Below are 18068 nucleotides of genomic sequence, written 5' to 3'. Positions count from 1 at the left end.
AGTGATAAAGCAAGAGCCGTTGCGATTTGGCAGAGTATCTGTCTGGAGCAAGGACAGATCCGACTAGATCTTGGCGACAAACTCGAGGCCTACTTTGACCTGTATCTCGCCACTTTCGAGATCGAAATAGATGACTCGGCCACTTGTACCGCCAACGTGCTGAGCCAATATGGGAATCTTCTGGAGCCTGAGTAATTCGCAGGCCTTGTCGATGTTCTTGCGGCCTACTTCATGGGTGGAACTCGAAGCTTTGAACATATTCGAGCCACCGCAGACTTTCGCGACGATGGCTCGACGTCGAGCTCCGCTTTTGGCCAACTGATCGAGCATCTCAGGAATGGCCGTATCAACAAAGCGACCAGGCTGCTTCGTGCACCCCAGGCTTTCACTAAGCATTGCATGAGCCAGGGCTCCATGCCGTGTCTCCTGACACCAAAGTGCGATACCGACGCAGCTTCCCAGCAACGTTTCCAGCACATTAGGTGCTGACGAGGCAACAATCCCGGCCATCGGCACGCGGATCGAAGTTTTGCTGAGATTTACGGTAGCCATTTCGCTATTGTCCCTGTCGATTTGGCAAGGTGCCTCACACGGTTTTGGGGTGCGAATAAATCTAGCTTACGGTGACCGGCGAGAATCCGTAGATGAAGTTTTCTCGTCGTTTCCCTTCACGTTCGCACAGCCTGAACCGCCAAAAGAAGCGATTATGCCCATCAAAACACCTATAACGCTTATTCACTCGCCACAGGTTTCGCATATCAGGCGACAAAATGTCGTGTTCGAAATTCCGCGATATCACGCTATTTCTCTACCGAAAGTTGACTTTGCTTTGATTAATTGGTACTAAATACTTCACAACTTGCTGAGCCTCTGATAACCTCCGCTTGTTCACCCTTTTACGCATTCATAAAGAAGAATCATGGCCAAAAAGAAGGCGAAGTCGGCGGCAGCGGACGCCAACAAACGAGTCCCACGCAAAGAGCCATACGATAGCGATCGCATGAGCAACGTGGTCGAACGTCTGCGCGAGCAAGCAGGCCGCATTTCGCAGTTGGCGCGAACGCTAGATGATGCCGATATCGACGAGGTCGTCATTGACGGACACGCCATGCTATTGCGCGGGCTCAATCAGATCGACAACTTCGCAGACAACGCTGCACGTGCCGTACGTGAAGCACGTACGATGAAGTTTGGCTAATCGAATAGGCCCATACCGCCTCAGAATAGACCTCCCGTGATTACGTTACTCGAGGAGATCTTACCATTCTCATTTTCTGCGCGGGGGGAGCGAATGGCCGATAAAAAGGTCTCCTGGGCCGCGTGGGGCTGGGTGACGCTGTTGGTGCTCATGCTGGTCATTCCAATTCTGGGAGTGGCCATCGATCAGGCTTCGGCGCTGGGCTCATTTCTTTTCCCGGTCATGGTCGGCACCATGTTGGGCGCAGCGACTCTTTTAGCAGCACTGTACGTCAAGAACTTTCCCTGGTGGTGGTCGATCGCGCTGGCCGTGTGGGCCTTGATGCTGGTCCTCTTTCATCGACAAATGGGACTGCTGCTGACCGGCGGTGTGCTTGGCTGCATTCTGGTTGTTTTCAGAGCCCTCTTGATACAAGCAGGACAGCGCATCGTTCGCTGGTACCTCAACCGGAGAAAGCCAGGGACGCCTGAGTGATCGTAGACGCCTACTCCTTCGCGTCCTCGGTCTTCTTATCGTCAGTCGCTGTAGTGTCTGGCTTTTCGTTCCAGAGCGTCTCGATCAATCGATAGCCTTCAGGATCGTGCGTTTGCAGTTCGGCTTTAACAAATGGATAGAAGTCGTTGGTTCCGAAGTAAGCTTCCGTCAACTCGGCAAAGTACTCTTTTTCATCCTCCATGGCGTAGTGCTTCTTCTTCGAACCATCGATATGACGTACCTCGTTGTATCCACCAGATTTCTTGGCCTGTTGGAATGCCTCGATGATGCGTGGTTCGTCGTAGCCCAATATTCGATCGTGATAGCCGTGTGAGAGTTCGTGCAGCAGCATGAATGGCTGCTCCTTCGTCCATTGCAGGAATGTCTTTGCGCTCGATACTTCAACTGCCTTGGCTTTTTCACGCAGAAAACCATTTTCGCCCAGCCAGTCCGCCGATACATGGTAGCAGGCGCACGGATTGGCCTCCGTATTGTCACTTTCGAGCCAAATCGGAATCTTCTGTAGCGCGGCGACCGCGTGCTCAGGCAGGCGTCGCTGAATCTCGTAGAGTTGGTAGTCGATCAACTCCAAGGCGGCGTCCCCGGTTTCTTTCTCGTCACGCAACAAGGTCTTATGCACGAAGACGTCCCAGCCTCGGATGCTCTGTTGGTGGTAGGCACTGACAGGGTCAGGCTTCTGGGACTTTTGGTCGCTGGTTTCCGCTCCCAAGACCACCGCAAAGATCATTAGCCACTGCATCGACAGACTCCTTAAGAAACCAGGACAAGGCTTGCTTAAGATTAGCCCAATGGGGATCCGATCGCAAAACAGAGAGGATCGCTGTTCCCTCTTAGGTTGCAGAATACTGCTCGGCGTATTCGACAACCCACAAATCGATCAGATCGCGAAAGTCTGCCTCTTCAACCTCGCTCAACTTTTCAAAGTGCGTTCGGTGGAACAGTTCCTTGTTGCGGATCATCCCTTTACCGACGAGTTCCAGCACGCGCACCGAAGAGTACGGCTTGACCGCCAGTTCGATCCGGCTGTAGAGATTCCGTCGCTTGGGTCCGGATAGGTCGAGATCGTCGCGAACACAAGCCCCGCCCCATCCTTGATCACCAAAGAGCGTTTCATACTGGAAGCCGGGGAAGTGGTTGGGCAGTTTTTGCAAACACTTTTCGATGTAATCCGAGATCTTGAGACGCAATCGACTGTGCAGCTCACGGCATTCCTCATCGGACATCGCGGCCTCTTCCTCCGCGCGTCGTTTCGATTCGCTCCGTTTCTCACCGCGCTCGATAGCGCGCTTCAATCGATCTTCAAAGTCGGACATACGTCAGTCTTTCCCCTAGGCAGAACTTGCAAGTGCGGTCAATCCATTATTACGCCTGATCGCGAAAGGAAAAACCACCGTTATGAACAGGGGGCCCTGTGGCATTCTCGGGGTTTGGGGACCGGAATGCCTGGGCGTTTCATCGGATGCCAGGCGTCAAAGCTCGAAACCTACTTCTTTGGCTTCTTCTTATCTTCCCGCTGCATATCGAAAAACTGCTGGAGATCGCCAAAGGAACGTAGCGGTTCCTTGCCTTCCTTCATTGCATCGGTAATCGGCTTGGATGGCTTTGGCTTGACGGCGCGACGCTCGTTGTGTCGCGGCTTGCCACCCTGCTTCCCCTTGCCATGTCCACCGCCGCCGGCCTGAGGCTTGTGACCACCACCTTTGCCCTTGGCCCGCTGAGGGCGTTCGGCACGGGGGGGGCGACTTGGGCGTCCTTGCGGCTTTTCCTTCTTTTCGACTTCGATGGAAGGATCAATCGCGGTAAGCGAGACGCGGCGGCGTTCGCGATCGATTTCGATGACCCATACGCGAATGACGTCCCCGACGCTAACGACTTCGTGTGGGTCGGCGACGTAGCGATCGGCCAAGCGGCTGATATGAACCATGCCGCTGTCGTGGAGACCAATATCGACGAATGCACCAAAGTCGACCACATTCAGCACAGTTCCCATCATTTCCATGCCAGGCTCCAAGTCTTCCAACTTGAGCACGCCACGGCGGAAAAGGGGAGGAGGGAAGTCCGCACGAGGGTCACGACCGGGGCGTGACAGAGCCCCCATGATGTCGCGAGCCAAGTGGACACCAATGCTCAATTCTTCGGCCAGCTTATCGATGTCGGCAGAACCGATCTTGGCGAGCAGTTGCTTGTGGTTCTCGTCCGAAGCAGCAATCTCAGCCGGTGCTGGCTGCGGGGCAGGCACTTCAGATACTTCTTCGCTAGACGTTTCCGAAACCTCGGCTGCCTCGCCGTTGGACTCCACCGCAACCGGCGAACTCTCTTCCGTGGTTTGCGTGGTCTCTGCGGAAGCAGGCTCGACGGACGCTTCACCTTCAGCTTCCGTCGTGGCCGTTACCGATGCGACGGCTTCGACGACCTCAGCTTCGGCGGCAGGCTCGATCACCGGCTTCTCTTCTTCCAACTGGAACGACTTCGGCTTTTCGACTATCGGCGGAGGGGATGGAACCGTCGCCAAAACTTCAGTCAACGAGCAACCAAGCTTATCCAGAAGCTTCGTGGCTACCTCGTAGCTTTCCGGGTGAATCCAGGTAGCATCCAGTGGATTCTCGGCCGGAACGACCTTCAAGAAGCCAGCGGCCTGCACGAATGTCGCTTCCCCGATTCCGGCGACTTCGCGAATCTCTTCACGGGAACGGAACGGCCCTTTCGCCTGGCGGTGCTCATAGATTCGACGGGCAGTCAGCTGATTGAGGCCCGAAACATAGCTCAACAGGGCCGGACTGGCCGTATTCACGTCGACGCCAACGTAGTTCACGCACGACTCCACGACGTCGTCCAGCGAGTCGCGCAGATGCTTGGCTTTGACATCGTGCTGGTACAGCCCGACTCCAATGTTCGAAGGATTGATCTTCACCAGTTCCGAGAGTGGATCCAGCAGACGGCGACCAATACTGATCGTGCCGCGGATGGTCGCATCGAATTTCGGGAACTCTTCACGCCCCAGTTCACTCGTCGAGTAAACACTCGCCCCGGCCTCGTTGACGATCAGGTAGCAGAGGTCGCGATCTTTCAGTTCGTCGGCAATGGCACTGGCAACGATCTGTTCGGTTTCGCGACAAGCGGTGCCGTTACCGATCGCAACAATCTGCGCGTCGAACTGCTTGATCATTTCGACAATTCGGCTGCGGCTCTTTTCGACGCGATCCTGGGGGCCGATCAGGTGAATCACGCCCGTGCCCATCACGTTACCGAACGGGTCGATGGCAACCAACTTGCATCCGCTGCGGAAGCCTGGGTCGACGGCGAGTACGCGTTTGCCGCGCACAGGAGGCTGCAGCAGCAATTTACGGAGATTACAGGCGAAGACTTCGATCGCGTGCGTTTCCGCTTTCTCGGTCAGTTCACGGCGGATTTCGCGTTCGATACCTGGGATGATCAGTCGATTGAGACTGTCGCGCAGACACTGCTTGAGATACTCTGCGTGTGAATGCCCTTCGGGAATCACGACCTCTTCAGCCGTCTTGATGATCTTATCGAAGTCGACTTCGATCCGAACCTTCAGGAAGCGAGTCCGATCCCCCCGATTGATGGCCAGCACTCGGTGTGGCGGGATCTTCGAGACCGGCTCGTGATGGTCGTAGTAATCTCGGAATGCCTTGTCCTTCTTGGCACGTTCCTTCTCTTTTTGTCGCTTGCGTTTCTCGCGGCGGATCTCTTGGATCGTCGGCTTCTTGCCACTGTCTTTGCCCCCATCGGCTTTGGTGGCCGGCTTGGTTTCGCTGGCCTCATTCGATTCGGCTGCCGAGGAATCGTCGCTGGTAGTCTCCGCTTCTTCGTGACTGGTGGAGACGTCTTCGATCGAGTCGAGATCGTCATCGTCGGAATCGGAACCGTCGTGTTGATCGGCGTTCTCGATCCGCGTGCTGGTCAACTGTCCTGTCTTCCAAAACAGTTTGCGAAGGCGTCCCCGCAGCAAAGCGTTTTCCGAAAAGACTTCCGCGATGATACAACCGACCCCTTGGATTACCGCATCGGTATCTGCCAATGATTTCTCGGCGTCGACAAATGCTTCGGCGCGAGCCTTCAGGTCTTTGGCTTCGTCGGCATCGCTGAGCACTTCCAAGGCCAACGGCTCTAACCCACGTTCACGGGCCTGGGTGGCCAGGGTTTGCTTCTTTGGCTTGAAGGGAAGATAAAGATCTTCCAGCAGCTTCTGTGTCTGTGCTTTCTTGATCTGCTCGGCAAGTTCTTCGGTCAGCTTCTCTTGCGACTGGATCGACTTGAGAATCGTCCGTTTGCGCTCATTCAATTGCCGCAGCTTTGTGTTGCTGCTTTGAATGGCGCGAATCTGCTCTTCATCCAAGCCACCGGTTTCGTCTTTTCGGTAGCGTGTAATGAACGGAACGGTGTTCCCGTCATCAAGCAGTTCGACAGTTCGTTGAACTTTCTCGAGAGGAATACCAACTTCACGGGCGACAACTTGAAGGTCCGTGACGATCGTCGTATCCATGTGGATGCCTGAGGAGCTTTCGCAAACTTGCGCGTCATAGATTTGACGTAAGCGCAGATGCTGGTTGACTAAAGCGATACTTAGTATCGATGATACCAGCACGGCAACATAGGGGCAGCGATGACGATTGTCAAGGATTAGCGGGGGGATACGGCCCCATATTTAACGCACGTTTTGCATGAATCTTGGTCTGCCACCTCGCAGTGGTGCCTTGGCATCACAAATCAGGGGAATTTGAGGAACTACGCAGCCTGACATTTTCGAGTCGCATTCAAACCATGAGCGCGCAAAAAAGTGCCGCCCCCAGAAGAATCTGATGGGCGGCACTCGCGTCTTCGTGTTCCAAATTGCGACGAACGCTTAGTATCCGATATCGAACGGAGCCGGATCCAGGAAGTCGCGCGGCCCGCGTGTGGTGTAATACGGATAGGTGACTTGGGCCGAACCAGGACCGCCTTGAACGGCCGGTGGCGGAGCACTTACGCTGGTCGGGTTATTGCAGGGGCTCGCCCCGATATGATGGCAGCAGCCACTTCCCGCCAGAAGGCATACGGCTGCCAGAATGAAGAACAAGCGATTCATGTTGAATTTCCTCGCGCGTTTGCGGGCACGGCGTTGGGTCGTTTGGGGGTCATTCATTTCAGCGCGAAGGTGCAGGAGCCTCGTGCCGAAATCTATCGCTCGCCAAGTGTCTCTACCAGGCAAGTCCACTAGGATTGATCGGCCTAAGATCCGGGAAAATTGAACAAATCAGGTCAATCCCTACCAGCCGTTACAGAATTCAGGGTTCAGCCGTCAGAAATGTTCCAGTGCTAGCGGAGCTTAGCCGAACTGGGCGTGCATCCACATTTTGGCCTGGGTGGAGCTCAAATTGGCGAGAATGCGAGTTTCTAGCTCGACCAGGAGGATGCCCAGTTGCTGTTCGAACGCCTGGTGCTCGTGCTTGAGCTGCATCCACAGTTGCTCCATGGCAGCGGCTGCTTCCATGGCGATTTTGCGAACAGCCAGCGTTTGCTCGGCCGTCAAATTGAGTTGCTGTAGAAACTGACTGTCCTGCTGGAAAAGCATTACCTTTTCTACACGATGCAGAGTAGGCAACGCCTTGGAAAACTCGATGAGCTCTGTCATTTCCGGAGTGTTCGGTACGACATAACCATGGCTGGTGGCATGGGCGATCTCCTTCCGCCAAGAACGTTCACCCGAGCCCAGAATCTTCCACTGCTCTAGCATGTCACCCCAGGCCAGTTCCGTTGTCGGAACCATCGAGGCCAGATGCCCTGAAAAGGACTGGGCCGTACAGTAAAGCGAGAAGAGGATGGCAAGCCCCATGGCTGCCACCAGGCGGAGATTTCGTCCGACCGAGTTTCGGTCCTCTCCGTAGATCTCTCGCACCACTCGCGTACCCAAACGCAAGCTGACACGTGATTTGGTGGCCGAGGCGGAATCATCCTCCCGAGGCACAATACTGATGATCTGGACTTCATATTCACTATGCCCAGATACCGTCAGTCGGGCGATTTCCCCGAATAAAGGGCAATCCGACTCGCAGACAAAACCTTGTTCTCCGAGTTTGCGTCGTGGGATTTCGACAGCGACAGCAAACCCAGCCATCGATTCGTCCAATAACTCCGCCTTGTAGGTATCTTTACCTACCCTCAGCTGGGCTTTGACCCGCGAGGGAGCGACGGAAAATCGCATCGAATTTCGACGATCGGAGTTCATCGGACTTCTGAACGCAATGAGAAAAGGTGAAGAGTTCACTGGAAGTATAGGTCCCATTCCCATAGGGAACCGGGCACCAATTCAGGAAAATATGAGAGAAACTTCCTGACCAGGCATTCACCCGGCCATCGCCGTCCAAATAATCCATACAATCGGCCATTAAACGAATAAGGTTTGCCTCGAAGGGGCTGACTGGCAACAATAAAACATCGCCAGTGTTTTCTGATTCCTTTCTATTGCTTGCATCAAAGCCTATGACTGTCGCCGCCAGCGTGGCCCAAAACACGGTTGAGTCTTACCGAAAAGCCGGGCAAATCTTGCGGGAGTCTTCGCTTCGGCGAGGCAATGTCGTCTACCTGGATACATCGAACACCGATGATGTGATGGTAACGGCCGACCTGCACGGCAACCGCACCAACTTCCGCCAGATCCTCCATATCGCCGATCTAGAGAGTAATCCACGTCGGCACTTGGTATTTCAGGAAGTGTGCCATGGGGGACCGACCTATCCCAAAGCGGGCGGGTGCATGTCTCACCTGATGCTCGAAGATATCGCTCAACTGGTGATTCGCTTCCCGAACCAAGTGCACTTTCTCATCTCCAACCATGAACTGGCCGAACTGACCGACTTTCCGATCATGAAAGCGGGCAAGATGCTCAACCTGATGTTCCGCTGTGGTATGGGACAAATGTACGGCGATGCCGTGCCAATGGTCCGGTCCGCCCAGTTGGAGTTTCTGGCGAGCCTTCCCATCGCGATCCGGATTGGGGATCAGATCATGGTCACCCATAGCCTGCCCAAGCAGTGCGACGAAGAGCCATTCGATACCTCGATCTTCGACCGGGAACTCACCTGTCACGATCGAAGTTGTGGTGGCTCACTGCATCGCCTGGTGTGGGGGCGTGACTTCCGCCAAGAGAATGTCGACTACCTGGCCGAGCAGTTGGGGGTCGAGCTCTTCATTACCGGCCACGAACCATGCCAGTATGGATTCGCTTCCCCCAATTCACGGCAGATCGTGCTCGACTGTTGCAGCCGACTGGGCAAGTATCTTATGATCCCGATGTCCAATGACCTGACTCAGGAAGATCTGCTGAATCGAATTCATTCTCTCCACGATCCTATCTTGGCAGCCATGTCCTAAAAATGGGCGACGATCCCCTTTTTGACGACGACACTCCCGAAGCCCATCAACCGCAGCCGAAAGGTCCGTGGCGACCACGCTTTGGCATCGGTTCGATCATGCTGGCCACCTTCCTGCTGAGCGTGCTCTTCGTCATGGGACACTACATGCTGAACGACTCCAAAGAAGGTGTCCTCTCCAATCGTTTCAGCTTCATGTTCGTCACCCTGGCAGCCCCGATGCTACTGCTGACCATCCTGAGCATTGGCAAAGAACTGTTGCGTTACTGGGAAAAGCAATCCCAGCGAAAGAATCGCAACTCGGCCGATTAGCCTACGCTCGATCGATACGAAGTCGTGCCGGTAGACCGCCTGGCATCTTGGCTTCATCCTGGGCGATCAATCGAATCACTAACCGTTTAGGAGCCAAGAGGGCATCCTTGGCATAGATCACGTCGAAGCTTGCGCCACCTGGGCCACTGGCAACCGATCCATCTTGGAGCGCTTTCTCGGCCTGGAAATGCTGCAAACTCCAACGCCGCAGCCAGGCAGCGATTTCATTCAAGTCGTGCTGTTGACTATCGGCGTAGACCTCGAAATCAGGCAAACCCAACTGAGCATTGCCAATCGTTTCGAAAATCACCCAGCGATCATCCAGCCATGACAATCGCAGATTAGTAAACAGATCAAGCGGTGGAATTCCCGTAAGCTTGCTCGCCGGTAGAATCTCGTCGAGCATGGCAATGGGGAGCAGAACTTCACCGCCTGGACAGAAGTAGGCAACGACTTCAGGCATCGCTCCGATAGCGAGACTCACCCTCGCGAGCTCAACGGCAATCGCCATCTGCTCAGTTGGCGAACACAGATCGGCCGGTGATTGAAACCGTTGAACGAGCACAACGGCTTGATGCTCTTGAACGGCCTTGGCAGCGTCTTTCCAATTCACCTGAAATTGAACGGCCCGCTTCAAGCCATCTGTGAAAGTGTGATCGCCCCAAGTTCCTATGTGAGGTTCGATTACTTCTGGCCAACGAGCATGATGAACATTGATCCACAGATCAGGTCCCTGCCCGCGCAATCCTGTCCTTAGAAACTTATATAGAGTCCCATCCGACTCGATGCCATCTTCCTGATAACACTTAATGCCGTTGTTGTTCAGGTGGCTTTCCAATTCATCCATCGTCAGGCACCGCTTGGTCAACAGTGCCACGGTTTGAGTTGGAGTTGCGATTGCCACCTGACGGTCCCTCTTTCGTACACCAAGCGAGCCGCGCGGGTCACCTATTTCACCGCGTCGTTCGATTCGGCTTTCAATTTTTCCAGCTCTTCGGCCGTCGCGTCAACCGTTTGGCGAATTTGTTCTTCGCTGTGGCAACTGGTGATGAAGAACCGCAGACGCGCCGCTTTCTCTTCCACCGCGGGGTACATAATCGGCTGCACGTTGTAACCGCGAGCGTACAAGGCTCGCGACAGCCGCAAGGCCAGCAGCGAGTTACCGGTGATCACCGGAACGACCGGCGTATTGTTGCTGAGCCCCGTATCGAGTCCTCTTTCCTTGGCCAGCTTAAGGAACAAACGAGAATTGCTCATGCACTTGGCGACCACTTCGGGGTGCTTCTCGATTCGCTCGAACGATGCCAACGCCGCGGCCGCGTTCGACGGGGGCATCCCCACGCTGAACACAAAGCCAGGGGCCGTGTACTTGAGGTACTCGATCATCGTCTTCTTGCCGGCGATGTAGCCGCCGCAGCTACCCAGAGACTTGCTGAGCGTAGCCATCAGGAAATCGATGCGCGAGCCTGGGATGCCGTAGTGCTCGCAAATACCTCGGCCTGTTTTGCCCATCGTGCCGATCGAGTGGGCCTCGTCGACGAAGAGCATTGCCTTGTGCTTTTCCTTGATCTCGACCAGCTTAGGCAAGTCGCAGTAGTCGCCGTCCATGCTGTAGACACCCTCGACCACAATCACGGCCCGGCGGTACTTACCCCGCATCTCGGCCAGCATCCGCTCGCAGGCAGCCGTATCGTTGTGCGGAAAAGCACGGCGCTGAGCGCCCGAAAGGATACACCCTTGCACCAGGCTGTTGTGGGCCAGTTCGTCGTGCAGAATCAGGTCGCCTGGGTTCATCAGGTGGCCGATCGTGGTTTCGTTGGTCGAGTGACCACCGACGAAACAAACCGAACTCTCAGTACCCAGGAACTGGGCAATCTTGCGTTCCAGCTCGCCATGAATCGTCTTTTCGCCCGAGACCACACGACTGGCGGAAACGCTGGTACCGAATTGATCGATCGCGGCCTTGGCGGCGGCGGTAACTTCCGGATCGCCGCTGCTGCCGACATAGTTGTAACTACTGAAGCAAATGAACTCGCGACCGCCAATGATGGCCGTATCCCGCGTGGTTCCTTCGTGGACGTCGAAGTAAGGGCTTTCCATCCCCATCCGAGCAAACCGCGCGATACGCTCTTGTAGCTCGATCACTTCAGGGAACTGGTCGGTCTGGAAGTCGGACGCGGGAATATCTTCCAGGGCACGGGCAGGCTTTTCCTTCGCCGCTGGTGCCGAAACTTCGCCACCGCCGCTCGATGTGAAATCTCCTTCGACTCCTACCAGGTTCGCCACGGCGGTCGCCAGGCTGGTAACGGTGGTATCTTGCGAGAACTCCTCGACCGGAATGTCGATCTCAAGCTCGGCTTCGATCGCGTTCTTCAGTTCGATCCCCATCAGCGAATCGAGTCCCATTTCGGCCAATGGCTTGGCGCGATCCAACTGCGAAGCACTAATACCAAGCGTCTTGGCGGCCTGATCGGCTACATAATCGCCAATCATCGCGGCTCGCTTGTCGTCATCCGCTGCCCCCAAACGATCGCGAAGCGCCCCGCCGGTGGCCGCGCCAACGACGCGTTCTTGCCGATGAATCTTGGCGAGTTCGTCCAAGAGACGCGGATGCTTGTTGCGACCAAACTGCTTGAGGAACTTCGACCAGTCGACCGGAAACACACCCACGTCGGCGTAACGCGTCGGCAGAAGCTCTTCCAAGGCCAGCAAACCTTGCTGCGGAGCGATCATGCCTAAACCAATTCCAGCGAGTCTTCGGGCATCGGCCGACTTGGCCATGCCACCGCCGCTCCATGGCCCCCAGTTGATGCTCAGGCCGGTCAGCCCCTCGGAACAGCGACCGGCGCACAGGGCGTCCATAAACGCGTTCGCTGCGGCATAATTGGCTTGCCCAGGCGAACCAATCATCGCGGCGATCGACGAGAAGCAAACGAAGTAATCCAACGGCAGTTCGCGTGTTTGCTGATGCAAGTACCACGAACCATCCACCTTAGCCGGCAGTACCTTGGCAAACCGATCCCACGACTGCTGCGCGATCGTTGCGTCGTCCAGCACACCGGCAGCGTGGAAAACGCCTGCCAAGGGTGGAAGTTCTGTTTTGATGAATGCGAGCACAGCCGCCACTTGATCGGCCCTGGCGGCATCCATGGTCGAAATGGTGACCGTAGCTCCTTCACTTTCCCAGCCTGCGATCCGCTCGGCAGTCGCATCGTCGGCCTTGCCGCTGCGACTGGTAAGCACAATGCTCTTAGCCCCCTGCTCGATCAACCATTGAGCAAGCTCTAACCCAATCGCCCCGGTTCCGCCGGTGATCAGATAGGTGGCATTACCGCGAATCAACGGACGCTCGCCAGTTGGTGGCGTCATCTGCAGCACAACCTTACCCAGGTGCTTGGCCTGCTGCATAAAGCGAAACGCTTCAACAGCGTCTTCGATGCGATAGGCCTGGAAGGGAAGGGGAGTCAACTTATGCGACTCGAACTGCGGCAACAGTTCTGCCAGCATCGCCGCGATTAGGCCAGGCGACTTGCGTTCTTCGTCCCCAAGATCAAACGGGAAGTAAGTAGCACCGGGTCGCACTTCCGCAAACTGCTCAGGCGTCCAGACACCGATCTTGCCGATCTCGACAAAACGGCCATCCTTTGCCAGGCACTCGACACTCTTGGGAATGAATTCCTGGTTCAAGCTATTGAGGACAACATCAACCCCTTCGCCGGCCGTCGCTTCCAGGATCTGATCACTGAAGAGGGTCGTCCGCGAGTCGTAAACATGCTTGATCCCCAGCGAATGCAGGAAGTCCCATTTCCCTTTGCTGGCGGTCGCGTAGATCTCGGCACCGACCGCTTGTGCAATCGCAACCGCAGCTTGCCCCACGCCACCAGCTGCGGCATGAATGAGAACTCGTTCTCCTTTGCGAAGCTTGGCCAGTCGTACCAAGCCGTAGTGTGCGGTCAGGAACGCAAGCGGAATTGTCGCCGCTTCGTCAAACGTCTGACTGCTCGGCTTCTTGGCCACGTAGTTTTGATCGACCAGCAAATGGCTAGTCATGCTTGCCGTGGAAAGCGCGATAACCTCGTCGCCGACGCTCAGGTCCTTCACCTTGTTGCCGACGGCAGTGACGACACCACTGCACTCGAAGCCGAAGGTAACGTCCGCTTCAGTAAGAATGCCGATCTCTTTCTCGTATTCCTGCAGCATCCCAAGCGCACGGAGCACATCGCGGAAGTTGAGTCCCGACGCTTTAACCGCTATCTCAACTTCGGTCTCGCCTGGTTCGATGCGCGGCTTGGGAACCAATTCCAGATTGGTCAGCATGCCGAACTTCTTCAGGCCCAACTGATAGGGCTGTTCAGGAATCGTCAACTCGCCATCGGCCGCTAGTCGCATCGGCATCAGTCGCGACGAAAATCGTTTCTCGCCCCGCAACGCAATTTCCGTTTCCGAGTCTGGCACCCAGATCTCGCCAAACAGACGGCCAGCCGTATCGCGGTCGGCAGCATCGACATCGACTCGTGTGCAATTAAGCTTCGGCAGTTCGTTGGAAATCACACCAGCCAGACCCCACGTGGCGGCTTCCAGCGGATGGCCAATCTTGTCGCCCGGGTAAATGCGTTGGGCACCAAGCGTGACCACATAGAGCCGCGGGGCCTGATCCTCTTGCTGTCCCAAGGCCTGGGCAACGTGCAGCAGCCCTTGGCAGCCCAGGGCATGATCGACCATCGACTCGTTCGCTTTGCCGGACAAATCCTGTTGTGCCCACAGGTAGATCACCCCGCGCAGCTTCCGTGTATCGGAAAGCTTAAGCGACTGGAGCAGTTCGACGAACTCGGAAGGTTCGGCCGGATCGAGCATGGCATCGACTTCGCCAAACTCGAGCTCGGTGCCGGGGAACACTTGAAGCACCTTCTGCTTGCGTTGCTCCAACTGCTCGACGAGATACTCGGTCATCGGACGGCCATCGCCGAAGATGAGCCAAACCGATTCTTCCTTCTCATCGACAGTCAGCGGGCTACCAATCCGCGGCGTTTCGAGCCATTTAACCTCGTGGTACCAGCGATCGACGTCAGCAACCAAACGCTTCTGCAGGTCGATCTTGGCGAGACGTGCCAGCTTCAAACCGCGCACTTCGGCCAGGACTTCCCCTTCTTCGTTGGCCAGCACAATGTCTGCTTCGACCTGCGGCATTCGCCCCGGCTTGCGTCCCACGACCTTCGACCAGCAAGCAACCCGCTGCGGCGAGTGCGCCTCGAAGCAGGTCACGCTGCCGACACCAATGGGGATGAACGTCGTGCCTGGCGTCAGTTCGTCCGCCAGCAAACTGCCGACCGTTTGGAAACAGGCATCAAGCAATGCCGGATGCAGACGGTAGTTGCGCGCATCGCTTTGAAGCTCGGTGGGGAGAGCAACCTCGGCTAACGCTTCATCCTCCCCATTACCTAGCTGTTTGATCCCCTGGAAGGCATGACCATACTGCAAGCCGCTTTGTTTTGCACCGGCATAAAACTCGGCAACCTCGACCTGCTTTTCCATCCGGAAAAATGCTTCCTGGAGGTCAGCCTTCTCAGGACGAGCCGCAGCGGGAGCGATCTTGCCTGCGGCGTGCAGTTTCCAGATCGTATCGTCGCTTTCCGAAGTCTCGGCGCTGAGAATCCGGAAAGAAGCGTAGCCGAACTCTTCTGGCGTGAGGACAATCTGAACTGTCTTGGAATGCTGCTGCTCGAAGACCAGTGGCTGCTGAACTTGCAACTGCTCGACGGCATACTGTCCCTCTTCAAAGTGTGCACTAGCCGCACCGAGGGCCAATTCGATATAGCCGGTCGCCGGAAAGACGGGGTTACCGAACAGTTGATGATCGTTCAGATACGCTGGAAATCCAGGTGCTAGATTCGCTTGAAAGAGCACCTCTTCGGTTGCTGTCGGAATCTTCACACCTAAGAGAGGATGCGAAGTGCGGGCAGGCATCAGCCCGGTACCAGTGCCGAAGTCTTCGCCGCTGGATACCGGCATCGTATCGGGTGCCCAGAACCGGCTCCGCACAAACGGATAGGTGGGCAGGTCAATCCGTTTTCGAGCATACGGGGCGTCAAACGCTTGCCAATCGATTGCAACACCAATCTCGAACAACTCGCCCAGCGAGTTAAGCATCATCTGCCAATCGTCTCGCCCACTACGCAAGCTCGGGAGCCAGGCGTTCTCTTTGCCAGGCACACTTACGCGGCCCAATCCCGAGAGAACTGGTTGCGGGCCGACTTCGACAAAGACGTTGCCTCCCTTTACCGCGATGGCCTGGATGCCATCGGCAAAACGAACGGCCTCACGCAGATGTTGACGCCAATACTGCGGCTTGGTGAACGCATCCTTCGACAGTTCACCGGTCAAGTTCGCGGCAATCGGAAACGCGGCCGGCTTCAGCTCTATGGAAGAAACGGCTTGCTCGAATTCGTCGAGAATCGGGTCCATCAACTTCGAATGAAACGCATGCGAGACCGTCAGACGCGTCGCACGAATGCCTTCGGTCTGGCATAGCTCGGCAACTTGATCGATCGCTTCCGCCGCACCGCTGAGAACCGTCTGCTGTGGGCTGTTGACCGCGGCGATACCTACCTGGCCGGCATGTCCATTGAGGAGCGTTTCAACACGATCGGCTCCTGCCGAAACGGCCAGCATTGCGCCGCCAGTCGGCAAGCTTTGCATCAACTTGCCGCGCAGTGCGATCAGCTTTAGCGCATCTTCCAGCGAGAAGACACCGGCAACGCACGCGGCGACGTACTCGCCGACACTATGGCCAATCGCCATGCTCGGCGTAATGCCCCACGACTTCCAAAGCTGGTACAAGGCATACTCAGTGGCAAACAACGTTGGCTGCGACATGGCCGTCTGATGAATCGTGTCGCTGTCAGATTCGGCGAACAGCACATCCAACAGCGGCACGTCGTACTTCTTGAGTTCGGCAGCGCAGCGGTCGATTGCCTCGCGGTAGACCGGGTGAGACTGGTAGAGTTCGCATCCCATGCCAGCATACTGCGACCCCTGGCCGGTGAACAGGAAGACCACTTTGTTGCGGCGACGAACCGGTTGGCCATCGGTTGCGTCTTTCGCTCCTTTTTCGACCAGCTTGTGCAGCGATGCCATCGCTTCTTGCTTGTCGGTGGCATTGACGAATGCCCTGGCATCGAGGGTCGAGCGACCAACGGCCACGCTATGGGCGAAGTCTGCCAGCGAAATCGATTCGACTTCCAGCTCTTCCAGGTAACGCTCGGCCAGCAGCGGCAGGCCGTCGTACGTTTGCGTCGAAAGTGGAATGATGTGGCGGGGGCGATCTTTCTGGGATGTCGCTTGAGTTTTGGCTTCCTTGGAAACGTAGTCACCGATAATAACGTGACAATTCGTTCCGCCGAACCCGAACGCGCTTACGCCGGCCAGACGACTGCCGGCCACGCTATTCCACGACTTGGCCTCGGTGACGATCTCGACCTGGGCACCGCTCAGGTCGATGTACGGGTTGAGTGTTTCGAAATTCAAATGAGGCGGAATCTGCCCCTTGCTCAATGAAAGCACAAGCTTTAACAGGCCGGCGATCCCCGCAGCCGATTCCAAGTGGCCGATATTGGTTTTGACGCTTCCCAACCGCAGCGGATGCTGGGCATCGCGTCCCATGCCCAAGACGTTCTTCAGGCTGCGGACTTCGATTGGATCTCCCAGCGAAGTACCGGTACCGTGAGCTTCAATCAATTCGATCGCTTGCGGCTCAAGCTGAGCATTATCTAAGGCCGCTTTCAGCACTTCCTGCTGAGACGGACCATTCGGCGCGGTCAGGCCGTTGGTGAGACCGTCTTGATTGACCGCCGTACCATGGATGACGGCGAGAACACGATCCCCGTCGCGCTCGGCATCACGCAGACGTTTCAGAATAACGGCACCACACCCTTCGCCGCGGACATAGCCATCGGCACTGGCATCGAACGTCTTGCAGCGTCCGTCAGGGGCCATCATGCGTGCCTGACAGAAGGTGATTGTTCCTTCCGGAGTCAGGATCAAGTTAACACCGGCGGCAACCGCCAAATCAGTTTCGCCTGACTGCAGGCCCTGGCAAGCCAGGTGAGCCGAAACCAAAGAGGACGAGCAGGCCGTATCGACGGCGATGCTTGGCCCACGAAAGTTAAACAGGTAGCTCAATCGATTGGCAGCGATCGACAAGCTGGTTCCGGTGGCGCTGTACGCACTTAGGGAATCGAGCCCTCGGAACAGAAGCCGTGCATAGTCGCTGTTGCTGATACCGACGTAAACACCAGTCGCGCTGTTGCCGAGCGACTTGACAGGGATGCCGGCATTCTCGAAAGCTTCCCAGGTCACCTCCAACAACAATCGCTGCTGGGGGTCCATCTTTTCGGCTTCGCGGCCACTGATGCCGAAGAGGGTCGGATCGAAGTCCGCCACATTGCTTAAGAAACCACCCCGCCGGGTATACATCTTGCCGGGGGTTGCTGGTTCGGGGTCGTACAGTCGGTCGACATCCCAGCGGTCTGGGGGCACTTCGCCAATGGCGTCCCGACCTTCGATCAGCAAATTCCAGAAAGCTTCCGGGCTATCAGCCCCGGGCAGACGACAACCGATTCCGATAACGGCAATCGGTTCATGTTTTGGCTGCATCGAAAAGGCTTCCGTCGCAGGTGAATGAAAGCAGGCAG

General features: G+C 56.2%; 12 protein-coding genes. 4 read left to right on the top strand and 8 right to left on the bottom strand.

The features are described from left to right. Positions 1–63: 63 nt before the first annotated feature. Positions 64–552, bottom strand: coding sequence for a chemotaxis protein CheD (locus C5Y96_RS13555; RefSeq protein ID WP_105354162.1), 489 nt, complete (start codon positions 550–552; stop codon positions 64–66). A 367-nt stretch (positions 553–919) separates the two neighbouring features. Here C5Y96_RS13555 and C5Y96_RS13550 point away from each other — a divergent pair, with 367 nt between their 5' ends. Both C5Y96_RS13550 and C5Y96_RS13545 read left to right on the top strand, forming a co-directional pair. Beyond that, a complete protein-coding gene (locus C5Y96_RS13550; protein WP_105354159.1) occupies positions 920–1198 on the top strand; it encodes a hypothetical protein in 279 nt (92 codons plus the stop codon). Between the two features lie 93 nt (positions 1199–1291). Beyond that, positions 1292–1672 carry a hypothetical protein gene (locus C5Y96_RS13545; protein ID WP_105354157.1) on the top strand — a complete coding sequence of 127 codons (381 nt, stop codon included), beginning with the start codon at positions 1292–1294 and terminating at the stop codon, positions 1670–1672. Between the two features lie 10 nt (positions 1673–1682). On the opposite strand, the gene C5Y96_RS13540 is transcribed toward C5Y96_RS13545, so the two are convergent. The 5 genes from C5Y96_RS13540 to C5Y96_RS13520 all read right to left on the bottom strand — a co-directional run bounded on the left by C5Y96_RS13540 (position 1683) and on the right by C5Y96_RS13520 (position 7898). Then, positions 1683–2432: a hypothetical protein gene (locus C5Y96_RS13540; protein ID WP_105354155.1), complete on the bottom strand. Its 750-nt coding sequence runs from the start codon at positions 2430–2432 to the stop codon at positions 1683–1685. Positions 2433–2523: 91 nt separating this feature from the next. Beyond that, positions 2524–3006, bottom strand: a complete 483-nt coding sequence (locus C5Y96_RS13535; protein WP_105354153.1) for a hypothetical protein — start codon at positions 3004–3006, stop codon at positions 2524–2526. A gap of 170 nt (positions 3007–3176) precedes the next feature. Beyond that, positions 3177–6200 carry a Tex-like N-terminal domain-containing protein gene (locus C5Y96_RS13530; RefSeq protein ID WP_105354151.1) on the bottom strand — a complete coding sequence of 1008 codons (3024 nt, stop codon included), beginning with the start codon at positions 6198–6200 and terminating at the stop codon, positions 3177–3179. A 360-nt stretch (positions 6201–6560) separates the two neighbouring features. Next, complete coding sequence (locus C5Y96_RS13525) at positions 6561–6782, bottom strand: hypothetical protein (protein WP_105354149.1); 222 nt, start codon at positions 6780–6782, stop codon at positions 6561–6563. A 240-nt stretch (positions 6783–7022) separates the two neighbouring features. Beyond that, on the bottom strand, positions 7023–7898 hold the full coding sequence (locus C5Y96_RS13520; RefSeq protein WP_146115655.1) for a hypothetical protein: 876 nt from the start codon (positions 7896–7898) through the stop codon (positions 7023–7025). A gap of 278 nt (positions 7899–8176) precedes the next feature. Between C5Y96_RS13520 and C5Y96_RS13515 the strand changes: the two genes are divergently transcribed. Continuing rightward, positions 8177–9067, top strand: a complete 891-nt coding sequence (locus C5Y96_RS13515) for a metallophosphoesterase (RefSeq protein WP_105354145.1) — start codon at positions 8177–8179, stop codon at positions 9065–9067. 2 nt (positions 9068–9069) lie between these two features. Then, a complete protein-coding gene (locus C5Y96_RS13510; RefSeq protein ID WP_105354142.1) occupies positions 9070–9378 on the top strand; it encodes a hypothetical protein in 309 nt (102 codons plus the stop codon). A gap of 1 nt (position 9379) precedes the next feature. Here C5Y96_RS13510 and C5Y96_RS13505 read toward each other — a convergent pair whose 3' ends face one another. Both C5Y96_RS13505 and C5Y96_RS13500 read right to left on the bottom strand, forming a co-directional pair. Further along, the gene (locus C5Y96_RS13505) at positions 9380–10282 is read right to left on the bottom strand and encodes a DUF4261 domain-containing protein (protein ID WP_105354140.1); all 903 of its coding nucleotides are present in this window, start codon (positions 10280–10282) and stop codon (positions 9380–9382) included. A gap of 44 nt (positions 10283–10326) precedes the next feature. Next, complete coding sequence (locus C5Y96_RS13500) at positions 10327–18030, bottom strand: type I polyketide synthase (protein ID WP_105354137.1); 7704 nt, start codon at positions 18028–18030, stop codon at positions 10327–10329. Positions 18031–18068: the final 38 nt, after the last annotated feature.

The sequence above is a fragment of the Blastopirellula marina genome, assembly GCF_002967715.1.
GTDB classification, from domain to species: domain Bacteria; phylum Planctomycetota; class Planctomycetia; order Pirellulales; family Pirellulaceae; genus Bremerella; species Bremerella marina_B.
Note: the sequence above shows the minus strand (reverse complement) of the source record. Positions and strands in the feature narration are given on the sequence as shown.